Here is a 17,960-nt window from a genome sequence, read left to right as displayed (position 1 = left end):
GTGTTGTGATCTAACGTCTGCGTCCATATTACTTGAAAGAACTGGGGACAAAGCCGCTTAGCGTTATCGTCACTGGTGAAGATCTACTGACAGCGTATTGGCTGCATATTTTGCTTCTGATATCCAATCGTAAAAGCGGCAATAGCGATGCACTAAATCATGTAGATTAGACGAATATTAGCCAGTCCCATTGTCTGTATCGGGGTTTGTGCTAATGTTCAATGCTATCCACATTATTTACAGCCTTATGCGTTATCTGTTTCTCGTTACGTGCTTGATATTTTGCTTGGCCTGCCAAGAAGCTGTGCCTCCTGCGCGCAGCTTCGATGGCGAGGTTCTTGTTGGCCTGTTGCACTCTCGCACTGGCACGCTTTCTATTTCTGAGAATACGGTAGCAGAAGCTGAGTTGCTGGCGATCAGTGAAATCAATATGGCTGGCGGTCTGATGATAGACAACAAACGCCTGCGCATTGTTGCCGTAGAAGAGGATGGTGAGTCCGATTGGCCCACGTTCGCTCAAAAAGCTGAAAAACTTATCGATGTGAGCAAGGTTGAGGTGATCTTCGGCGGCTGGAGCTCAAGTAGCCGCAAAGCAATGCTACCTGTTATCGAATCCCGTGAACACTTGCTATTTTACCCCCTGCAATACGAGGGAGAAGAGTGCTCCGATTATGTATTTTACGCGGGAGCAACGCCCAATCAGCAGGCCGGCCCCGCCATAGACTGGCTGCTGCAAAATAGAGGTGATCGTTTTTTTCTGGTCGGCTCCGATTATGTTTATCCGCATACTGTTAATAGAATTATCTCTCGACAGGTGTTGCGGGCAGGGGGAACCATTGTGGCGGAGCGCTATGTGCCATTGGGCGATCAAAACCTGACGGAAACAGTCCAGGCAATAAAAACAGCTCTTCCCGAGGGAGGCGTCATCATTAATACGATAAATGGCGACTCCAACGTAGCATTTTTCCAAGAAGCATCTGCACTGGGAGTGACACCGGAGCACAATTATACGGTAATGAGCTTCTCCGTATCTGAAGAAGAAGTGAACGCGATTGGAGCTCACTACCTCGAGGGGTCTCTTGCCACCTGGAATTTTTTCCAAGCGATAGAGACTCCGGCTTCCAAGTCGTTTACGAGTAATTTCAAAGCGATGCATGGAGTGCATAGAGTTACAAATGACCCCGCCGAGGCTGCCTATACGATGGTTCACTTATGGGCTCAGGCGGCGGCAAGGGCGGGGAGCACGTCTCCCGATCGTGTCCGAGAAAAACTTATCGGTACGACCTTCGATGCTCCCCATGGTCGCGTTGAGGTAGCAAAGAATCATCATTTACGTAAGCGCGCTTACATTGGTGAAGTGCAGTCGGACGGTCAATTCAGCGTTGTGTTCGATGCTGGAGTGATCGAACCGAGGACCTGGTCGCAACTCCTGCCTGCAAACGAGGGCTACCGCTGTGATTGGACGCAATCCAGACCTGATGCTGCGCGTTTCTATAGCGATGAACAGGATGTAGGCCCTTGAACATGTCTGGCTCAAGTGGACGCGTCCTTTGGCGGCTTTTGCCTATTCTCTTAATTATCACCGCACTGTTCAGCCTCTGGTTGAGTACCTCCCGGGAGGGGTTAGATATAAAGCCGAGGACCGTTGTCCTTGACGAACTCGAAGAGTCTGTTGAGCCTCAAGCTGATATCGCCCTGGTACGGGACGATCAGCAGATTATGTACTACGGGATACACGTCGATAAAGTGTATGAGCTATCACTACAATCCCGTACCTTTTCTGCCGACGGTTATGTCTGGCTCGAATGGTCGTCACAAACCCAGCGACTGATGGTGGAAAAGGGTATACCTCCGGGTCGTTTAATACGCCTTGTCAATCGCATTGAGAGCTGGGACTCTACGTTTGAACCCGTTACCGATGAACCGGTGACTCTATCTGCTGGACGCTACTATCAGCGCTATCGATTCTCGAGTCGTTTTTACGACGATGAAGTGAATTTTCATCGCGACCCTTTTGATGCCCTGATACTTCCTATTGTCACAGAGATCGCGCCCGATGAGATGTCAAATAAATATGAGCAAACATTGCTGTATCCGCATCATCATCAAAATGGCTTTCTTGGCATGTCTGGAGATCTCAGTGGCTATCAACTAAAAGGAGCGGTGCTGAAAAGCTATATTCACCGTTATCCGTCAAAGTTTGGCTCGTGGTATCAGCCCGAGCAAAGCCAGGCGCGACTGGAAATTATTTATCGCTCTGATTATTGGAGTGCATTTGTAAATTGGGTTCTACCTCTGATTATTGTGATGTCGGTTGTTTTACTTTCGCCAGCAGTGGCCGGTTCCTTGGGAGATGTGCGGCTAGCCATTCCATCTACAGCACTACTTACCCTGATCTTCCTGCAGCAGGCATACCATGACGATTTACCGTCATTGCCCTATCTTACGTTTCTCGATCAACTTTTTGCCTGCAGTTATATGATCGCGATGGGGCTTTTCGCTTTGTTTACGTGGGGCACTAACGTCTATACTAAAGCGAAAGACGATGAAAAAGCGGCCGCCATGGAGCGAATCGACAAGGTGGACTTTATCTTCCAGTGCGTCTCTGTAGCTGCATTTGCTGCCGTGGCTGTACTTACATGGACGTCAACCTACTAGATACACCTTAAAATGGAGAAAAATCATGTCTTTATTCGCACCTAAATGTGACCGCTGCGGTCAAAAAACAAGGAACGAAGAACAGGGTAAGCCTGTCTGTGACGCCTGCGTTACTGAAATGGCGCTTATTCTCGATGCCACTGAGGAAAATGCTCGCCATTGCCCGGTAGACAATTCAGTGATGCAAAAAGAAATTGCGCATATGGTGCTGATAGACCGTTGTCCGAGTTGTCATGGCGTATGGCTTGACGGAGGTGAACTGGACAAGTTGCGAGATGACCTTCAGGCCGACGCAATGCTGGCGATGACTCGAAGCTTTACCATGGGTATGTCCTAGCGCTTCTTGAGACAGTAGCTGTTTCATTTCTGAAGCAGCTAAACTTAATCATCACTCCGCCTTGGGAAAGTCGATAATCGATTCTCCTAAACCCTGTCTCTACGTGCCGTACCTTGGAAAAAATCAGTCGAGAAAATACAACACCATGCCGGGTCAGGACTATTTGTTTCGAGACCGTAACTCTAGCTGTCAGGATCCTTTAATTGCAGATACAGCGCATGATTCATGCGCTCGAACGCTGCTCGCGTATTTGCAGAGCGCCTTTCCCTGTCGGGCAATATCGCCGGGATGAGACCTCTAAACTCCTCATAATGATGGAGCACGCTGGCACCCTCATTTGAAGAAACCAATTCGAAAACATGTTTGGTATCAAAGAGGCCCTGTATACCCGCCCGGCCTGTCCAAAAAAAACGCTTATTGGGTGAAACCTCGCCAAGCGTAGCACTGAGATTCAACGGATCAGCGAAATTTTTATCGACCAGCGTAAAGAACACTTTTTCGCCAACTAAAAAACGTCCTTCGACTCGAGTCAGGTAGGGGTTCCAATTTGGATACTCCGCGAAATCTGTCAGCACGTTCCAGCTGTCTGGTAGATTAGCTGGCAAAGCTATGCTCGTATGGATGGTATACAACGGCGCAACACGAGCCGACCCCAAAAAATGCAATATCTCAAACAGGAGCGCGGCAACGAGAATAATGGGCAGTAAGAGCTTGAGTTTCACGACATTGGCTACCTTGATCGTGGTGGCTGATACTTCAAATCGAGTGTTTCAATAAGCGCGCAAGTGCTGTCATTGTCTCTAGCACACTACTCCCTCCATTTTTTTTCGAGCTCTAATCGTAGTTGAGCCAATATAGATGCATGTTCTGGCCTGACGATATAATTCGATTTTTCATCGGGATCGAGACTGAGATTATGTAGTCGATCGCTGTCACTATTTTCGATATCAACCAGCTTCCAGTCGCCGACGCGTATCCACCTTTCCTCCAGAACGCTCTCTCTTCCATCTGTTGCAAATATTGACGAACGACTGCCGAAGGCAGGCTCCTCTGCCGAGTATGGCACAAGGAGATCCCTTCCAGGTAAACCTGAATAATCTGCACCGGCTATTGCCAAAATTGTAGCGGTGACGTCCACCGCCTGCGATAGCTCTGTTCTCACAACAGCCTCGTATTCTGGATGATATATGAGAAGCTGGGTTCTGATACCGCGCTCATAAGACGACCCCTTACTCTTTTCCTCTGGCACCTCCGGCCAATCCGACTGTACAAAACCATTATCCGCCATATATAAAATCACTGTATCTTCGTCGACTTCTCGAAGCAGCTCCCCGACCACCTCGTCAAACCATGAGATCATCGCAAAGTAATCTAAAGTAGCGTCATCCAACTCAGCATCGCGATAAGAGGCTTTATGCCTGTCTGGCGCGTTGTGCGGGGAGTGCGGCATATGTGGGCTAAACCAGACAAACCAAGGCGCACTGGTATCATGCATAAACCTAACCACGGGTTCGATCGTGACCCGCCCAATTTTTTTGTTTCCGGTGGCCCCCCCTAGCGGCGCGCTGTCCGTAAATCCATGACGGGCCTGCGGCCCCTCCCAAAACTTACCCGCCTGAAAGCTTCGATAACCCACTGTGGTGAGACGATCAGCGATAGTGAGAAAATCACCCAACTGTGGCCCACCGATATAGGTAGTTCCATGTCGGTGCTCTGGCAAGCCCGTAAGCAGGGTCGCAAACGTCGGACGGCAGACGCTGGATACATAAGCGGCGGGAAAGCGAATCGACCTGTTCGACAGCGCATCGATTGAAGGAGTTTTCACGACCGGGTGGCCCGCAAAACCGTAATGGTCATAGCCCAGATCGTCAGCCAAAATTAGCAGGATATTGTATCGCGGCTGCTGATCATCTTGCTCCTCCGTTGTCTGAGCCATGTCGGCCGGGACAGCAAATCTACTCTCGGTACCAGGATTGACGTCACATGCACCAAGCCCGAACAGCACCATCAGGAGAGATATTTCCCATAAGATTTTCACTACACGCAAAATCATTAGCGACATCCTCGAAAATCGCGTTTAGCGTATTATAGAACGAAAACCTTTCTGCCATGGGGCGCACCTGAAAAAAACAGACTCCGCATGAAGCACCGTTGTCGCCAAGCAGCAGGATTGTGCTTGTGTGCTTTTTTTCGGCGATTATATGTAAGGTGAAGTTTTTTTGCGTGTGAACCTCACTATTGATCACTTACATACGATTTGAAGGCTGTTGAGCTGATTTCCCGCCCCTCTAGCGGCGGTGTTCAGGTTTTTCTTGATCGACCAAGAAGGAAAACGCGAGTAATCCCACTAGAAGCGCAATGCACAGCCATTGTGCAGCGGCATAGCTGCCGTACAAGTCCAGGCCGACGCTGAATAGCGCAGGGCCAATAGCACTGGCAAAAACCATGATAGAGGTACACAGGCCGGTGATCTCGCCGAGGTGCAATGGTCCAAAATTGCGAATAAAGGCAAGATTGGAGGTCACAGACCACAGGCCTCCTCCAAAGCCAAACCCGGCCGCCAACAGCACGTAGCCCCAGTCCTGCGCAAGGTTAAGCAGGCCCACAGCCCCGATGAGAAAACTGGCCAGCATGGTGACCATAAAAGGTTTTAGCGAGCGGGTGTCGGCGAGCCAACCGCAAAGAAGGTTGCTCATGGTGGACACCACCGCCACGGGGAGGAAGTAGGCGAAGGCCTCTGTCTGACTTCGACCGGCTTCAGCGAAAATTGAGACTATGTGAAAAGTAACGGCGGTTGCGAACAAGGAGTGCATACTCAGGCCGAGCGTCGCCAGCCAGAATACCGGGGTCCGCCGTGCCTCAGCCAATGTCGCACTAGCCTTAAATACGGTTTTTGGCGGCGGATTATCATCGCTGTGGCCGTCTATCAGCACACCGCAGGATGCAGGGTTGTCCCGCAGCAGCAGTAACGCAATCGCGGCGAAGAAAAGGCAAATCAGCGCCAATTCCCAGAGAGCCTCTCGCCAGCCGCCATTGGCAATCATCCACGCAAGCACTAGCGGCGCGATCGCAAAGCCGAAGCTCACAAACGTGCCCCTGGCACTAGTCACAAGTCCCCGCCGCTTCTCAAACCAGACCAATAGTACATTGCGCGAGGCAGAGGTCAGTACGCCCTGTCCGAGAAAGCGCACACCGAAATAGCCCACGGTGATCGCCGAAAAACTAACCAGTACGCCACCGCCGAAACGGGCGGCGATAGAGTCTGCGACTGCGATATAGACGACCATTAAGCCCAGCAGAGTGCTGGACAGCGCCACCATCAAACGGCCCCCTAGCCGGTCGTACCAACGCCCAGCGCGCGTCAGGAAAAGGGATGACCCCACCGTACCGACGAGGTAGGCCAGTGACAGCTGCGTACGGCTCAGTCCAAATGCGTCAATGAAGTGGTCCGTGAAAACAGCCATGCCCATAGTTTGACCGGGTATCGAGACAAGGATACCTACAGTGCTGCATAGCCAAATGGCCCAGCCGTAGTAAAAAGGCATGCGGCGTACATCAAAGGGCCATTTGGAGGAGACGATAGCGTCGGCTTTATTTGTCATACCCTGAATACGAGTAACGCCGGGGTTCGCTGTTTATTACAGGTCCGAGTCTTGACAGTCTGAGGGCAAATTCACGGGATTGCAGCGAGCGATATTGCCTCCCGGAATACTGACCTTGTAATCAGTGAAGCGCGTGTCGGCCACGGGGTAATCGGTGCTGATCCATTGCGCACCTGACAACAGCGCCGTGTCCCTGCGTGTGGTATCTCCGGTGCGCGCTTGGTCGGTGTCAGCGTCCGCTCGCGCGCGCACCATATAGTTGAGCCTTACCAGTTCCTGAATCGCCGTATAATCTGCAGGGTCGTTTTTCTTGATAAAAGCCGCCTCAGGCGTACCTGGTTCGGAGTCAGTGAACAACACTCGTCCGGCCAGCGATGCGTGACCTTCAATATAGTTATCTCTGGTGGCACCCCCGTTGTCTAGTGCAAACATGACGCGACCTCTGGCCTGACCAAGGCTTGGCCAGCCATCGGCTAGAATCGCCTCTTCCAGGGTCGCTCGCTGCCCCCTGACCCAGTCAGGGGTAATAAGGCTCTCCGCACTGAAAACCGACAAAACCTCATCATCAATGGCGTCAAGCGCGGCAGCATCGAATGCCAGAGGAATGGCGAAACCAAGACCAAGGGGGTCGTCAATCACAGCATCTTTCGCCTCGACCAAGACCAGTATGGGCAGATGACCCGGGTTATCGTTTGACCAGTTCCTGATCTCCTTGAGACAGGCTACAAAGGTATAGCACGATGTCTCGTAGTCGATTTCCTGTACATGCAGAACCTTCAATCCAGGCTCATTCAGTGCAGGAATACCTGATGCCGGCTCTTCGCCCACCAAAACCAGCGCCTGCCGATTCGAATAGAGGCCTCCCTTCGGATCGTAAAAAACGTCTAGTTCAATTTGGCGTATACCTTGCGACGTAAACTGTTCTGCAAGTGGCGGATGCCCGTAGTCCAAAGTCCTCGCAACATCTGGAACGACGCTGGTAAGAATCTCAAACAGGTCTCGCCGCAGTAACTGCTTATAACTATTGTGTGTGCCCAGGTATTGAACCTGATTCATTGCTACGGAGGATTCGATGCCACTATTACCGTTATCACTGCTATCACTGCAACCGCTTAGCACAGCACACAGTACGCAGAAGCCTGTAATTCCTGCCCAAACCCTCAAACGCTTCATCTGCTAGCCCCTCTTCTTTAAAGATGGTGGTATGTGTGATATTCCCTGGCCCAAATTTACCGGACAACAAACCCACACCGTACCAGCGACGATCTCGAGACTATCGTTTTGGCACTTGTTTACGTTCATTTCATTACACTCACGCGAAGTTGTTACGTGGCAGTGACTAATAGCCAGCTCACGTGTCAGTCGATTTTTGTCGCGAATGAACTGACTGTCGCTTGCCTACTTTATGCTCATTTGCGCTTCTAGCGACGCCCACCTGCATGACCGCGATGTTCTACACGCACTCTATTACCATTTTCATCTATATATTGGCCGCTCATAGCGTCCTCACGCCGTTGCATTTCTTCTTCGCTGGGAATGTCACCCACTTCGCGAGGCATGTCAGCCGCAACACCTCTTTCTAATTCTTCATTGCGCGTATTTGGAATAACAGCCACATTCTCTGATTCCTCAGGTCTTACAGTAGGCTCTGGGAGCGCAGCAACAGGGGTCGCTGATGCGTCGACGGGCTCAGGCTGTGGAGCCATTCTTACGGCGTCAGCGATATTTTCCTGTGGTAGATCAACTTTTTCAGCTCCTGCAGTCGGCGTATCGGTAAAGACCGGGTTGCCCTGAGCGTTAGTGCTTTCATATATCTCTGCCTGCACAGCCCAGCTCAATGCCAGCGCTACACAGCACGCAGGGAGTGTTATCAAAATCTTCATTGTCTTGTCTCCGGTATTATATCCAACCCTGATCATAGCGCTATTTTGTCATGTCGTGCGAATTACTCCATTCGCCGCAGGAAAGCTCGATTTTCGCGATGGCGCCAGCATAGAGACTGCGGCAGCGACGCAGCCTGCCCAATCCATCGTGAGTCTATGGCACGGTTGGAAGCGTCGTTGAGTGCCACGATTTCGCCGTTTTCGGTTTCCTCGCACCGATTGTGAGCCCGCTTTTTCCAGCAAAGAAGCGCCAATGGTGGCACTTATACAAATCCACGGGATCTTAGCGGCGGGATCGCTGATGCGACCTCACGGGGGGGGTATTTTTTGCCATATTGCCTATCGATCAGGGCGTATCTGTCGGCTCCAGTGGCCGATTGCCCTAATGGCGGTGCCAAGGCCGGCTGCCCACTTATAAGACCACTGCGGCAGGTTTGTTGCCCTATTGCGGCTGATCCAGGGCATAACAGCAGGCGATGCGCTCATTGCCGCTATTGCCCGTCCGCTGCAGTCAGCAACGACACAGCGCAAGCGCCTGTATAACAGCTAAACCTAATGCAGTTTTAAACGCGGCTTCACTATGTGGTTGATCTTATCGGCAACGACCAACAGAGACGCTTTAAACCACCCATGCAACGCAATCTGATGCAGTCGATAGAGCGATATATAGGCCATCCTCGCAACCCAGCCACGCACATTCAGGCTTTGCCCGCTACCGAAGTTGCCCATTAATACGCCTATAGCCGTATACTGACTCAGCGAGACCAGAGACCCGTGATCACGATACGTAAAGTTCTTCAGCGGCTTGCCTTTCATGCCCCTGATAATATTCTTGCCCACCACGTCAGCCATTTGATGAGCCGATTGCGCTCGGGGCGGCACCCAGTGGCCATCATCGAGCTCGAAACCGGCACAGTCGCCAATGACAAAAATTGAGTCGTCCGTGGTGGCCTGCATCGTTGGTCCCACCAGTATCTGATTGATTCGATTCGTCTCAAGCCCTTCAATTTCGGCAACAAAGTCCGGCACTTTTACACCCGCCGCCCAAAGCATCAAATCGGCTTCTATAATCTCTCCACTGGCAGTAACGAAGGCGTTTTTCTCCGCTTTTGCTACCCTGGTATCCAGACGGATATCAGCGCCCAGCTTTATCAATTCGGCTCTTACGCTCTCAGATACCTCCTCCGCCAGAGCAGGCACCAACCTTGGGCCTGCCTCTAACAAGGTCACCCGCATATGTTCCGGCGTCACTCGCTCCAGACCGTAGAGGGCGAACAACTGCCGGGCATTGAACAGCTCGGCTGACAACTCAACACCAGTAGCCCCTCCACCTACAATGACAATACTCAGGATTTTATCCGGATCATCAATCAGGCTTCGGTTAAGCTTGACGAAATAATTGACCAGCTGCCGATGAAATTTCTGAGCCTGCTGGGATTGCTCTAAAAACTGCGAGTACTGAGCCACACCGGGCGTGTCGAAATCATTACAACTACTGCCGATAGCAATGACCAGTTGATCGTAGGACTCACTCCGCGGAGGCAGCACCTCAACCCCGTCTTCATCCATTACCTGTGCAAGCGCGATGCGGCGGTTAACCTTGTCTACGTTTTCAAAACGTCCAAGCTTAAAGACGAAGCCGTGCGCCGCGGCATGTGCGCGGTAGCTTAATGAGTCAACTTCCGCGTCGAGACTGCCCGCAGCGACCTCATGCAGCAGCGGTTTCCAAAGATGCGTCTGATTCTGATCGATCAATATAACGTCGGCCTGCCCTTTCCGGCCCAGCTTGTTGCCCAGATAGGTCGCCAACTCAAGTCCACCCGCTCCACCACCAACTATCACTATCTTCATAATACGGAAGCCCTCGGCCAAATTTTCGTTATCGCGCTTCTGAGTCTTTCCACTATAAGGCTTCCTTCACGCAGGCGCGAATCGCACTCGTAGCAGCTCACTCACCGTGCTTTCCGGGCTGGATAGCTTTTTACACTCGAAAACAACTGCGGCAATAATCGACGGCATTTACCCGTTTTTTAAACTAGGTTGCCGCCGAGGATCCACTTAATGCATGCGGTGGGCAAGGTTGGTCATTATCCAGATAGTTCCCCCTGCCATTATCGCCAGAAGCAATGTCGAAAAAAGTATAAGCAAGAGGTCTTCACGCTTTTGCTGCGTAAAATCTATATGCAGGAAATACCTGAATTGCACTACCATCTGGGTCAGGCCACAAAGTAATACAAAAAGCAGAGTGACGGAACCGGGCAGTTTACCCCAGGCAACCAGCGCGAAGGGGACACCCGTCAGTGCAAGGGCCAGCACAAAACCAATGATATATTGTCTGAGTGCTTGTTCGAAGCGATGATCTTGGTCCATCAGGCAAGACCTCCCAAAAAGACGATCGAAAATATCCCAATCCATACAATATCGAGAAAATGCCAGAAAAGCCCCAGCCGCAAGAGCCTTGTCTTTACGACCGTGTTGGGACCAAATACACGTAATTGCACCAGCATGATCACAATCCAGATACACCCGGCCGTCACATGTAACCCGTGAAGAGGAACGAGTCCGAAGAACGCAGACAGGAAACCTGAACGACTAGGCACCGCACCCATCTCAATCATGTCACGGAAATCATTTATCTCGAGAGCAAGAAAACCTATTCCGAGAAAAAGCGAAATCAGCAGCCACACGTTCATCCTCACTACCGAGTGTTTGTACCGCAAGGCAAGCCCGGCGAACCCCATAGCAAGACTGCTTAGCAGTAGCAAAATTGTTTGGGCGAACGCGCTACCCAGGTTGAAAACATCCTTCGGTTCCGGTCCACCGGCAAATGAGTTTGGAGTGAGCATGGTCACGTAGGTTGCAAACATGAGCCCAAATAAAATCAGGTCGCTCATCAGAAACACCCAGAAGCCAAAAACGAGGGTCTCCGCTGCGCTGTGGGCCTCTCCATGATCATCACCCAAGTTAATGCCGGGGTGTCTTACCGCCTCTCCTTTCATGACGCGGCCTCCACCGACTCAAGCTTGGCAAGCCCCTTATTCATTGGGCTATGCTCAAGATCACGGGTTACTGCTTGCGCCGACTTTACCTCCGCCAACCACTGCCGATGCTCCTTCTCAATCTCGGAGGCAGGTATCACCTGCTCGGTATCGAGATAAAAGCTCCGCACAATTAAAGCTAACGGAATGACAGCAACAGAAATAAGCGCCAGCCACCATATATACCAGACCATACCCAGACTAAGCGTGGTAGCGGCAATGCAAAATATTATGCCTATCGACGTATTCTTCGGCAGTACAATATCTTCATAGGACTCCGGCTCTGGCTCTGGATACGCCTCACCGCGTTCCTTCGCCATTGCAAAATGATCCCGGTCAGTAACCTGCGGCAGAATCGCAAAATTATATTCTGGCGGAGGGGCTGACATCGACCACTCCAGCGTACGACCATCCCAAGGGTCACCCACGGGCACTCTCGTCGACTCGCGATCACGATAGCTGATCCAAAATTGCGCCAATACGCAGCCCAATCCACAAACAACCAATGTCGCGCCGAACAAAGACACCATGAGGATCGGCTCAAATGTAGGATCGGCATAGGTCACTGACCGTCGCGGCATACCCATGAGTCCCACTGCATACAAAGGCAAGAACGTAAATGCGAATCCAAATACCCAGAATAGCGCGGCGACCCGGCCCCAATTTTCATTGAGTCGATAGCCAAATACTTTCGGAAACCAGTAATTTACGCCCGCCAAAAGGCCAAAAAGGACACCCGGAATAATTACGTTGTGAAAATGTGCAACAAGAAACAGGGTGTTATGCACCTGAAATGAGATGGTTGGATTCGCTAACATTACACCGGTAATACCGCCCACCGTAAACAGCATGAAAAACCCGGTCACATAAATCATGGGAACAGACATGCGGATGCGCCCTCGATACATAGTCGCCATCCAGTCATATATTTTGACGCCGGTAGGCACAGCGATACACATTGAGGCGATGCCGAATGCAATATTTACGTTTGCTCCCTGACCCATGGTGAAGAAATGGTGCAGCCACACCGTAAAGCTGAGTACTGCGATTACCATCGTGGCGTAGACCAACGATGAATACCCATAGAGCCGTTTCGCAGAGAAGGTAGACACCAGCTCAGAGAAGATGCCATAGGCAGGTAGAATCAAAAGATATACTTCCGGATGACCGAACAACCAGAAGAGGTTGACGTAGTTCATCATATTACCGCCGAGATCATTGGTGAAAAAATGGAAATCCAGATATCGGTCAAGTGCCAGAGTCGCTGTGGCCACCGTGAGTGGAGGCATGGCGAAAATCATAATGATTGCCGTACACAGGACTGTCCACGAGAACAACGGCATACGAAAAAGATCCATGCCCGGAGCACGCTCTTTGTAGATGGTAACGGCGAAATTAATGCCCGTCATGGTAGAGCCCAGCCCAGCGATACCGACAGACCAAATCCAGTAGTCAGGCCCCGTACCTGGATTGAAAGCCATGCCGGTGTAGGGCGGAGTACCCTGCCAACCGCCCGTGGAAAACTCACCTACTACCAAAGAGATCATGACAAGCGCGGCGCCGGCGGCCGTCAACCCCAGGCTGATTTGGTTCATGACGGGGAAAGACACGTCGCGGGCGCCAATCTGTAGTGGCAAGATGTAGTTGATAATGCCGGCAATTAAAGGCATTGCTACGAAGAAAATCATGATCGTGCCATGCGTGCTAAACAGCTGTGCAAAATGATCAGCGGCTAAAAATCCGCCATCCAGGCCGAATGCATGTTGGGCCATCATAATTGCGCCTTCAAGCACACCGCGCGCCATCATCACCAAGGCAAGCACAACATACATAATGCCAATCTTCTTGTGGTCTGCGCTAGTCAGCCATTCACTCCAAAGCACACCCCACCACTTAAAGTAGGTTATTAGTCCAACAACGACAGTAATGCCCACAAGAACAATCATCCCGGCGCTAGCCGCAATGATTTCATTGGTCGTCGGATTCTGGATTGCCAGAAAGATAGGTATGGATTCCCAGGATAACCTCCCGAACAACCCGGCAACAGAGCCGTCTGGATTCATGGTGCTACTCCTTCGTCAGGCATTTTGACCGCAGCAGGATCAGTCGTCCCGGACTGGTCTTTGGCACTGTAAAGTGCGCCTCCGGGCTGCTCGCTCAGGGGTATTGCCCTACCCGTGTGGTACCGTGCAATGATGTTGGCATAAAGACTTGATGAAACCTTATTGAAATAGGTGATATTCTCCGGCATGACACTGGAACCCAGTGCATCGTAAACCTCTTCAGCCGTCGACCGATTCGCAATGAATTTATACGTCGTCTCGCTCAACGCTACGCCCTCCGATCTCACTTTCATCACCCACTGATCAAATTCTTTGCTCGTCACTGCAACGGCCTTGAATTTTTGTTTCGGGAAACCAACGCCGTTGAACTGCGTATTTTCACCCTCAAATATGCCGGGCGCATCGGCCTTCACATGCAATTTGGTCTGCATACCCGGCATCACATAGATCTGACCCGCCAGCGCACTGATCAAAAACGATTGCATTACGGTGTCACTGGTCAGCACCATCGATACTGGCCTGTCTACAGGGAAAGCCAGCTCTCCCACTGTGGCAACACCGTATTCGGGATAAATGAACAACCATTTCCAATCCAAACCAACGACTTGAATCTGCAGCGCGGGAACATCTGACTCGATTGGCAAATAAGGATCAAGCGTTTTCGTGCTGTGCCAAAGCTGACTGGAAAGGACAATGATAATTGCGATTGGTACGCCCCACATAATACTGTCGAGCAAACCGGAAAACTCCCAATTGGGTGTATACCGTGCTTTCTTATTTTTATAGCGATAACGCCACAAAATAAACGGCACCAGTATAAAAACTGGTCCGGCAGCGATCATTGAATAGAGGGTTACACTAATAAAATGCGTTTTCTGGGCTGCTGCTATTGGCCCCTTCGGATCCAGGAATGAATTATTTACCTCAGAGCAACCCGTGAGGAGCAAAAGTGAAGCCGCGGATACTGCTAACAGCAAGCAGAGCGTACCGCGTGAGTATTTCTTCATAATTATCGAACGCATACACCATTTCTCGTATATGTTCATTTATAACAGGTACGAGCATACCCTTCTTACTAAATTGAGCACAAGGTGTGCGCATGACTCATTATCATTCAATGCCGGCTATAATCAAAGACCGCCTCCAGACACAGGGAGGCGCGCCACATTCACACCATTGGGTAACATAGCGATCGACCTGCCGCCGCCCTGTTTCGCTGTTTGAACACCGCCAGCATCAGATTACAATATTCTCGACCGAGCATCAGGTGTTCTCCCAGATCAAAAATAATTGAACCTCACACCGAACACTTATCGATCCCCGGGGCCCGACTCTCGATACGGACGCTGGCGCCATTGCCGCTCACAGCGGCCCCTTTTGATGCCATTGGCCACCTTGAATACCTTCAAATCGCAGGAACTGGCGGTCGTAGACATGCCCTTTGCCTAACGATTTGCCCCAGGTCAAGCAATCTACGGGACGCAGTCGCGCCAGCTACTCAGCCGACTCGCTACGAATGCTTTTACGCATCAGCAACCATCACCGAACTTAATTTTTCTCGCCGACGGAACAGCAGGAAATAGATACATCCATACAGACCGATCACCACAAGACCCACCCATTCGATTTCGAATGGGGTAAACCGATACAACAGGATAAGTGCCAACAACGCCACGGCATTGAACAGTACGTAATTGCGGCGTCCTAACCTTTCGACAGTGATACCAAGATTAGTTGTATAGAGGCGGATCAGTGAGTCCAGTGAGTTAATGACAAAAATGACACCCACCGTGACCAAACACAGATTGACGGACTTGGTCAGCTCCACGTCGTGTGTATGGTAGTAGTAGAGCACAGAGAACCAGACCGCAATAGGTATCGAAGGTATAATGAGTAACGCAGCAAGCAAGCTGCGGGTTTTCATGGGGCTCAGGAAACGAGAGACAAATTGCCCGATCATAATACTCCAGGAAAACCACCAGAACAGGTAGAAGGCGTGGTAATCGCTCAACGGACTCAAAAACCGATGAAGATTACCGAAGTACTCGCTTAGATTACTTGAGCTGTTGAGAAAACCGATAAGCCCCATCTTACTGTTGATCCATAAAAAAGCGATCAGCGCGAAGAAAAGCCAGGTCGATGCGATGCTGAGTACTTTCACATATCGGATATCTGTACTAGAAAAAACGGCGCATATAACAACTAGAAATACGAGGCTATATTGCGCTATCGGAGATATACCCTCAACGTAGCTGGGCAAGTAGCTCAGGAACAGAAAGCCGGTAAAAGCACAGGTCGCTATCACCACAAAGTTGTTAACGAATTTGATGATCGGGATTTCAAACAGCTGCAGGCGCGGCTCGATACGACAAAAATAAAACGTAGTGAGAAAATAAAAGGCCCACACCAGAAAGCCCCACATACCAAATTCTATCGCCAGAGGGTTCGCAAACTGGTAGGCCGCCTCCTCTGCATAAACTGGAAATTCGGTCAGCGGAAACATGATTAGTCCCACGTCCAAACCGGAGGTGAACAAGATAGCACTGAAGGCAAACAGGGAACTAGGCATCGACCCCTGGCAAACGGTCGACCCCCAGCGCACTGCGATAAGCAGGGACGTTAGCAGCGTAGCGGCGATAGCAATTACCAATATGGCGTTCATCGGTGGTCCTGCGCGTTAGTCAAGGTTAGGATCGCTTGGGAGAATCAGTTCGCTGTCGTCTCTGCCATTGCGGGTCTATCCATGGGTCTGCTTCGCTGTCTGGCAGAATTTTTTTGCCGAGAATGATGTCGCTGGCTTTTTCGGCGATCATAATTGTTGGTGCGTTCAAATTTCCGTTGGTGATGGTAGGCATGATGGAGGCATCGATCACGCGCAGATTATTTATTCCTCGTACCCTGCAATCACTGTCGACGACCGCCATAGGATCATCCTCTGCTCCCATTCTGCAACTGCAGGACGGGTGGTAGGCGCTCTCCACGTTCTCCCTGACCCATTGGTCTATGGCGGCGTCATCATGTATCGCAACACCCGGCTGAATCTCCTCTCCGCGGTAGGGGTCCATGGCCGGCTGATTCATGATTTCGCGGGTTAGCCTGATACATTGGCGCCAATCGGCGCGATCACGGTCATGCTGCAGATAGTTAAACTGTATGCTCGGTTTATCCCTCGGGTCATTGGTAATAACACGCACATGCCCGCGACTGCGGGGCTTATTTGGCCCAACATGCACCTGAAAGCCGTGCCCGGCAAAGCTGGCCGTGCCGTCATAACGCATCGCCGCCGGCAAAAAGTGATACTGGATGTCGGGCCATCGTACGCCGGCATTGGAGCGGATAAAGGCACAGGATTCAAAGTGATTGGTCGCACCCAGGCCATCCCTCGACAGCAACCATCGCGCGCCGATCAATCCCTTACCCACGAGCCCAAGTTTGCTATTAAGCGTGATCGGTTGCCTGCAGTGGAACTGGAAATACACTTCAAGATGGTCCTGCAGGTTTTCACCGACGCCGGGCAATTCATGCACTACAGAAATATCGGCATCGTCCAGAACAGCTGCAGGCCCGATACCGGACTGTTGCAGTAGCATAGGTGAGCCAATGGCGCCAGCACAGGAGATGACCTCCCGGCGGGCTCTTGCTCGCTGACGCCGGCCGTCACTTTCGAATTCCACTCCAATCGCACAACTATCCTCAATCAGTACCCGATATGTAAACGCTCCACTGATAAGAGTCAGGTTGGGGCGTTTACGGACAGGGTGCAGATAAGCGGTTGATGCCGAGCACCGCATGCCATTTTTCACGGTCATATCCATTGGGCCGAAACCTTCCTGACGAGCCCCGTTGCTATTCTGCGTGCGGGGATAACCTGCCTCGACACCGGCATCAATGAAGGCCTGGTAAAGTGGATTGAGTCTGCCAGCATTGCCCGCACCTGTGACAAGCGGGCCGTCACCGCCGCGATAGGTATCAGCGCCGCCTACCCATGCCTCGCTTCGCCTGAAATAGGGTAGACAATGCCGATAGCCCCAGCCCTTCGCTCCCTGTGCCGCCCACTCATCGAAATCGCAAGCATGCCCGCGCACGTAGACCATGCCATTGATAGAGGAGGAGCCACCCAGTACCTTTCCCCTCGGACAGTGAAGGCGCCGCCCGTCAAGGCCCGGCTCCGGGCCAGATTCGAAAAACCAGTTGAATCGCTTATTATTCATCGGATACGACAGGGCGCTGGGCATGCGAATGAACAGGTTAGCGTCACTACCGCCTGCCTCGAGTAGCAGGACCGAATAATTACCGTCGCTGCTGAGACGGTTTGCGAGCACGCAGCCTGCGGAGCCCGCTCCAACAATGATGTAATCGTATTCCCTAACGGGCATCAA

Annotated in this window: 15 protein-coding genes; 3 read left to right on the top strand and 12 right to left on the bottom strand. The window is 51.3% G+C overall.

The features are described 5' to 3' along the window. Nucleotides 1–214: 214 nt before the first annotated feature. The 3 genes from EYC82_RS15005 to EYC82_RS14995 are packed head-to-tail and all read left to right on the top strand — an operon-like array spanning nt 215 to nt 2,995. On the top strand, nt 215–1,522 hold the full coding sequence (locus tag EYC82_RS15005) for a transporter substrate-binding protein (protein ID WP_279250356.1): 1,308 nt from the start codon (nt 215–217) through the stop codon (nt 1,520–1,522). Between the two features lie 2 nt (nt 1,523–1,524). Next, nucleotides 1,525–2,658 carry a ligand-gated ion channel gene (locus tag EYC82_RS15000; protein WP_279250355.1) on the top strand — a complete coding sequence of 378 codons (1,134 nt, stop codon included), beginning with the start codon at nt 1,525–1,527 and terminating at the stop codon, nt 2,656–2,658. Between the two features lie 25 nt (nt 2,659–2,683). Then, nucleotides 2,684–2,995: a TFIIB-type zinc ribbon-containing protein gene (locus EYC82_RS14995; RefSeq protein WP_279250354.1), complete on the top strand. Its 312-nt coding sequence runs from the start codon at nt 2,684–2,686 to the stop codon at nt 2,993–2,995. Between the two features lie 182 nt (nt 2,996–3,177). Here EYC82_RS14995 and EYC82_RS14990 read toward each other — a convergent pair whose 3' ends face one another. The 12 genes from EYC82_RS14990 to betA all read right to left on the bottom strand — a co-directional run bounded on the left by EYC82_RS14990 (nt 3,178) and on the right by betA (nt 17,957). Next, nucleotides 3,178–3,717: an SRPBCC domain-containing protein gene (locus EYC82_RS14990; protein ID WP_279250353.1), complete on the bottom strand. Its 540-nt coding sequence runs from the start codon at nt 3,715–3,717 to the stop codon at nt 3,178–3,180. An 86-nt stretch (nt 3,718–3,803) separates the two neighbouring features. After that, nucleotides 3,804–5,048 (bottom strand): sulfatase-like hydrolase/transferase, encoded by a 1,245-nt coding sequence (locus tag EYC82_RS14985; RefSeq protein ID WP_279250352.1) that lies wholly within the window; start codon nt 5,046–5,048, stop codon nt 3,804–3,806. A gap of 235 nt (nt 5,049–5,283) precedes the next feature. Then, nucleotides 5,284–6,597, bottom strand: a complete 1,314-nt coding sequence (locus tag EYC82_RS14980) for an MFS transporter (RefSeq protein ID WP_279250351.1) — start codon at nt 6,595–6,597, stop codon at nt 5,284–5,286. A gap of 36 nt (nt 6,598–6,633) precedes the next feature. Next, nucleotides 6,634–7,770 carry a phosphatidylinositol-specific phospholipase C1-like protein gene (locus tag EYC82_RS14975; protein WP_279250350.1) on the bottom strand — a complete coding sequence of 379 codons (1,137 nt, stop codon included), beginning with the start codon at nt 7,768–7,770 and terminating at the stop codon, nt 6,634–6,636. 248 nt (nt 7,771–8,018) lie between these two features. Next, the gene (locus EYC82_RS14970) at nt 8,019–8,480 is read right to left on the bottom strand and encodes a DUF4124 domain-containing protein (protein ID WP_279250349.1); all 462 of its coding nucleotides are present in this window, start codon (nt 8,478–8,480) and stop codon (nt 8,019–8,021) included. Between the two features lie 552 nt (nt 8,481–9,032). Beyond that, nucleotides 9,033–10,331 carry an NAD(P)/FAD-dependent oxidoreductase gene (locus EYC82_RS14965; RefSeq protein WP_279250348.1) on the bottom strand — a complete coding sequence of 433 codons (1,299 nt, stop codon included), beginning with the start codon at nt 10,329–10,331 and terminating at the stop codon, nt 9,033–9,035. Between the two features lie 207 nt (nt 10,332–10,538). Next, nucleotides 10,539–10,850, bottom strand: coding sequence for a cytochrome o ubiquinol oxidase subunit IV (cyoD, locus tag EYC82_RS14960; protein ID WP_279250347.1), 312 nt, complete (start codon nt 10,848–10,850; stop codon nt 10,539–10,541). Then, a complete protein-coding gene (locus tag EYC82_RS14955; RefSeq protein WP_279250346.1) occupies nt 10,850–11,479 on the bottom strand; it encodes a cytochrome c oxidase subunit 3 in 630 nt (209 codons plus the stop codon). The genes cyoD and EYC82_RS14955 overlap by 1 nt, the downstream gene beginning before the upstream one ends. Beyond that, nucleotides 11,476–13,581: a cbb3-type cytochrome c oxidase subunit I gene (locus tag EYC82_RS14950; protein WP_279250345.1), complete on the bottom strand. Its 2,106-nt coding sequence runs from the start codon at nt 13,579–13,581 to the stop codon at nt 11,476–11,478. The genes EYC82_RS14955 and EYC82_RS14950 overlap by 4 nt, the downstream gene beginning before the upstream one ends. Continuing rightward, complete coding sequence (locus tag EYC82_RS14945; protein ID WP_279250344.1) at nt 13,578–14,603, bottom strand: cytochrome ubiquinol oxidase subunit II; 1,026 nt, start codon at nt 14,601–14,603, stop codon at nt 13,578–13,580. The genes EYC82_RS14950 and EYC82_RS14945 overlap by 4 nt, the downstream gene beginning before the upstream one ends. A gap of 500 nt (nt 14,604–15,103) precedes the next feature. Continuing rightward, nucleotides 15,104–16,243, bottom strand: coding sequence for a BCCT family transporter (locus tag EYC82_RS14940; protein ID WP_279250343.1), 1,140 nt, complete (start codon nt 16,241–16,243; stop codon nt 15,104–15,106). Between the two features lie 25 nt (nt 16,244–16,268). Then, the gene (gene betA / locus EYC82_RS14935) at nt 16,269–17,957 is read right to left on the bottom strand and encodes a choline dehydrogenase (RefSeq protein ID WP_279250342.1); all 1,689 of its coding nucleotides are present in this window, start codon (nt 17,955–17,957) and stop codon (nt 16,269–16,271) included. Nucleotides 17,958–17,960 lie beyond the last annotated feature (3 nt).

It is taken from the genome of Candidatus Marimicrobium litorale (genome assembly GCF_026262645.1).
Classification (GTDB): domain Bacteria; phylum Pseudomonadota; class Gammaproteobacteria; order Pseudomonadales; family Halieaceae; genus Marimicrobium; species Marimicrobium litorale.
This window is presented reverse-complemented; position numbering and strand designations above follow the sequence as displayed.

What these genes read in the sequence shown, in the direction of transcription:
- EYC82_RS15005 (WP_279250356.1), top strand. Translation starts at nt 215, where the DNA reads ATGTTCAATGCTATCCACATTATTTACAGCCTTATGCGTTATCTGTTT.
- EYC82_RS15000 (WP_279250355.1), top strand. Translation starts at nt 1,525, where the DNA reads ATGTCTGGCTCAAGTGGACGCGTCCTTTGGCGGCTTTTGCCTATTCTC.
- EYC82_RS14995 (WP_279250354.1), top strand. Translation starts at nt 2,684, where the DNA reads ATGTCTTTATTCGCACCTAAATGTGACCGCTGCGGTCAAAAAACAAGG.
- EYC82_RS14985 (WP_279250352.1), bottom strand. Translation starts at nt 5,048, where the DNA reads ATGATTTTGCGTGTAGTGAAAATCTTATGGGAAATATCTCTCCTGATG.
- EYC82_RS14980 (WP_279250351.1), bottom strand. Translation starts at nt 6,597, where the DNA reads ATGACAAATAAAGCCGACGCTATCGTCTCCTCCAAATGGCCCTTTGAT.
- EYC82_RS14975 (WP_279250350.1), bottom strand. Translation starts at nt 7,770, where the DNA reads ATGAAGCGTTTGAGGGTTTGGGCAGGAATTACAGGCTTCTGCGTACTG.
- EYC82_RS14970 (WP_279250349.1), bottom strand. Translation starts at nt 8,480, where the DNA reads ATGAAGATTTTGATAACACTCCCTGCGTGCTGTGTAGCGCTGGCATTG.
- EYC82_RS14965 (WP_279250348.1), bottom strand. Translation starts at nt 10,331, where the DNA reads ATGAAGATAGTGATAGTTGGTGGTGGAGCGGGTGGACTTGAGTTGGCG.
- cyoD (WP_279250347.1), bottom strand. Translation starts at nt 10,850, where the DNA reads ATGGACCAAGATCATCGCTTCGAACAAGCACTCAGACAATATATCATT.
- EYC82_RS14955 (WP_279250346.1), bottom strand. Translation starts at nt 11,479, where the DNA reads ATGAAAGGAGAGGCGGTAAGACACCCCGGCATTAACTTGGGTGATGAT.
- EYC82_RS14950 (WP_279250345.1), bottom strand. Translation starts at nt 13,581, where the DNA reads ATGAATCCAGACGGCTCTGTTGCCGGGTTGTTCGGGAGGTTATCCTGG.
- EYC82_RS14945 (WP_279250344.1), bottom strand. Translation starts at nt 14,603, where the DNA reads ATGCGTTCGATAATTATGAAGAAATACTCACGCGGTACGCTCTGCTTG.
- EYC82_RS14940 (WP_279250343.1), bottom strand. Translation starts at nt 16,243, where the DNA reads ATGAACGCCATATTGGTAATTGCTATCGCCGCTACGCTGCTAACGTCC.
- betA (WP_279250342.1), bottom strand. Translation starts at nt 17,957, where the DNA reads ATGCCCGTTAGGGAATACGATTACATCATTGTTGGAGCGGGCTCCGCA.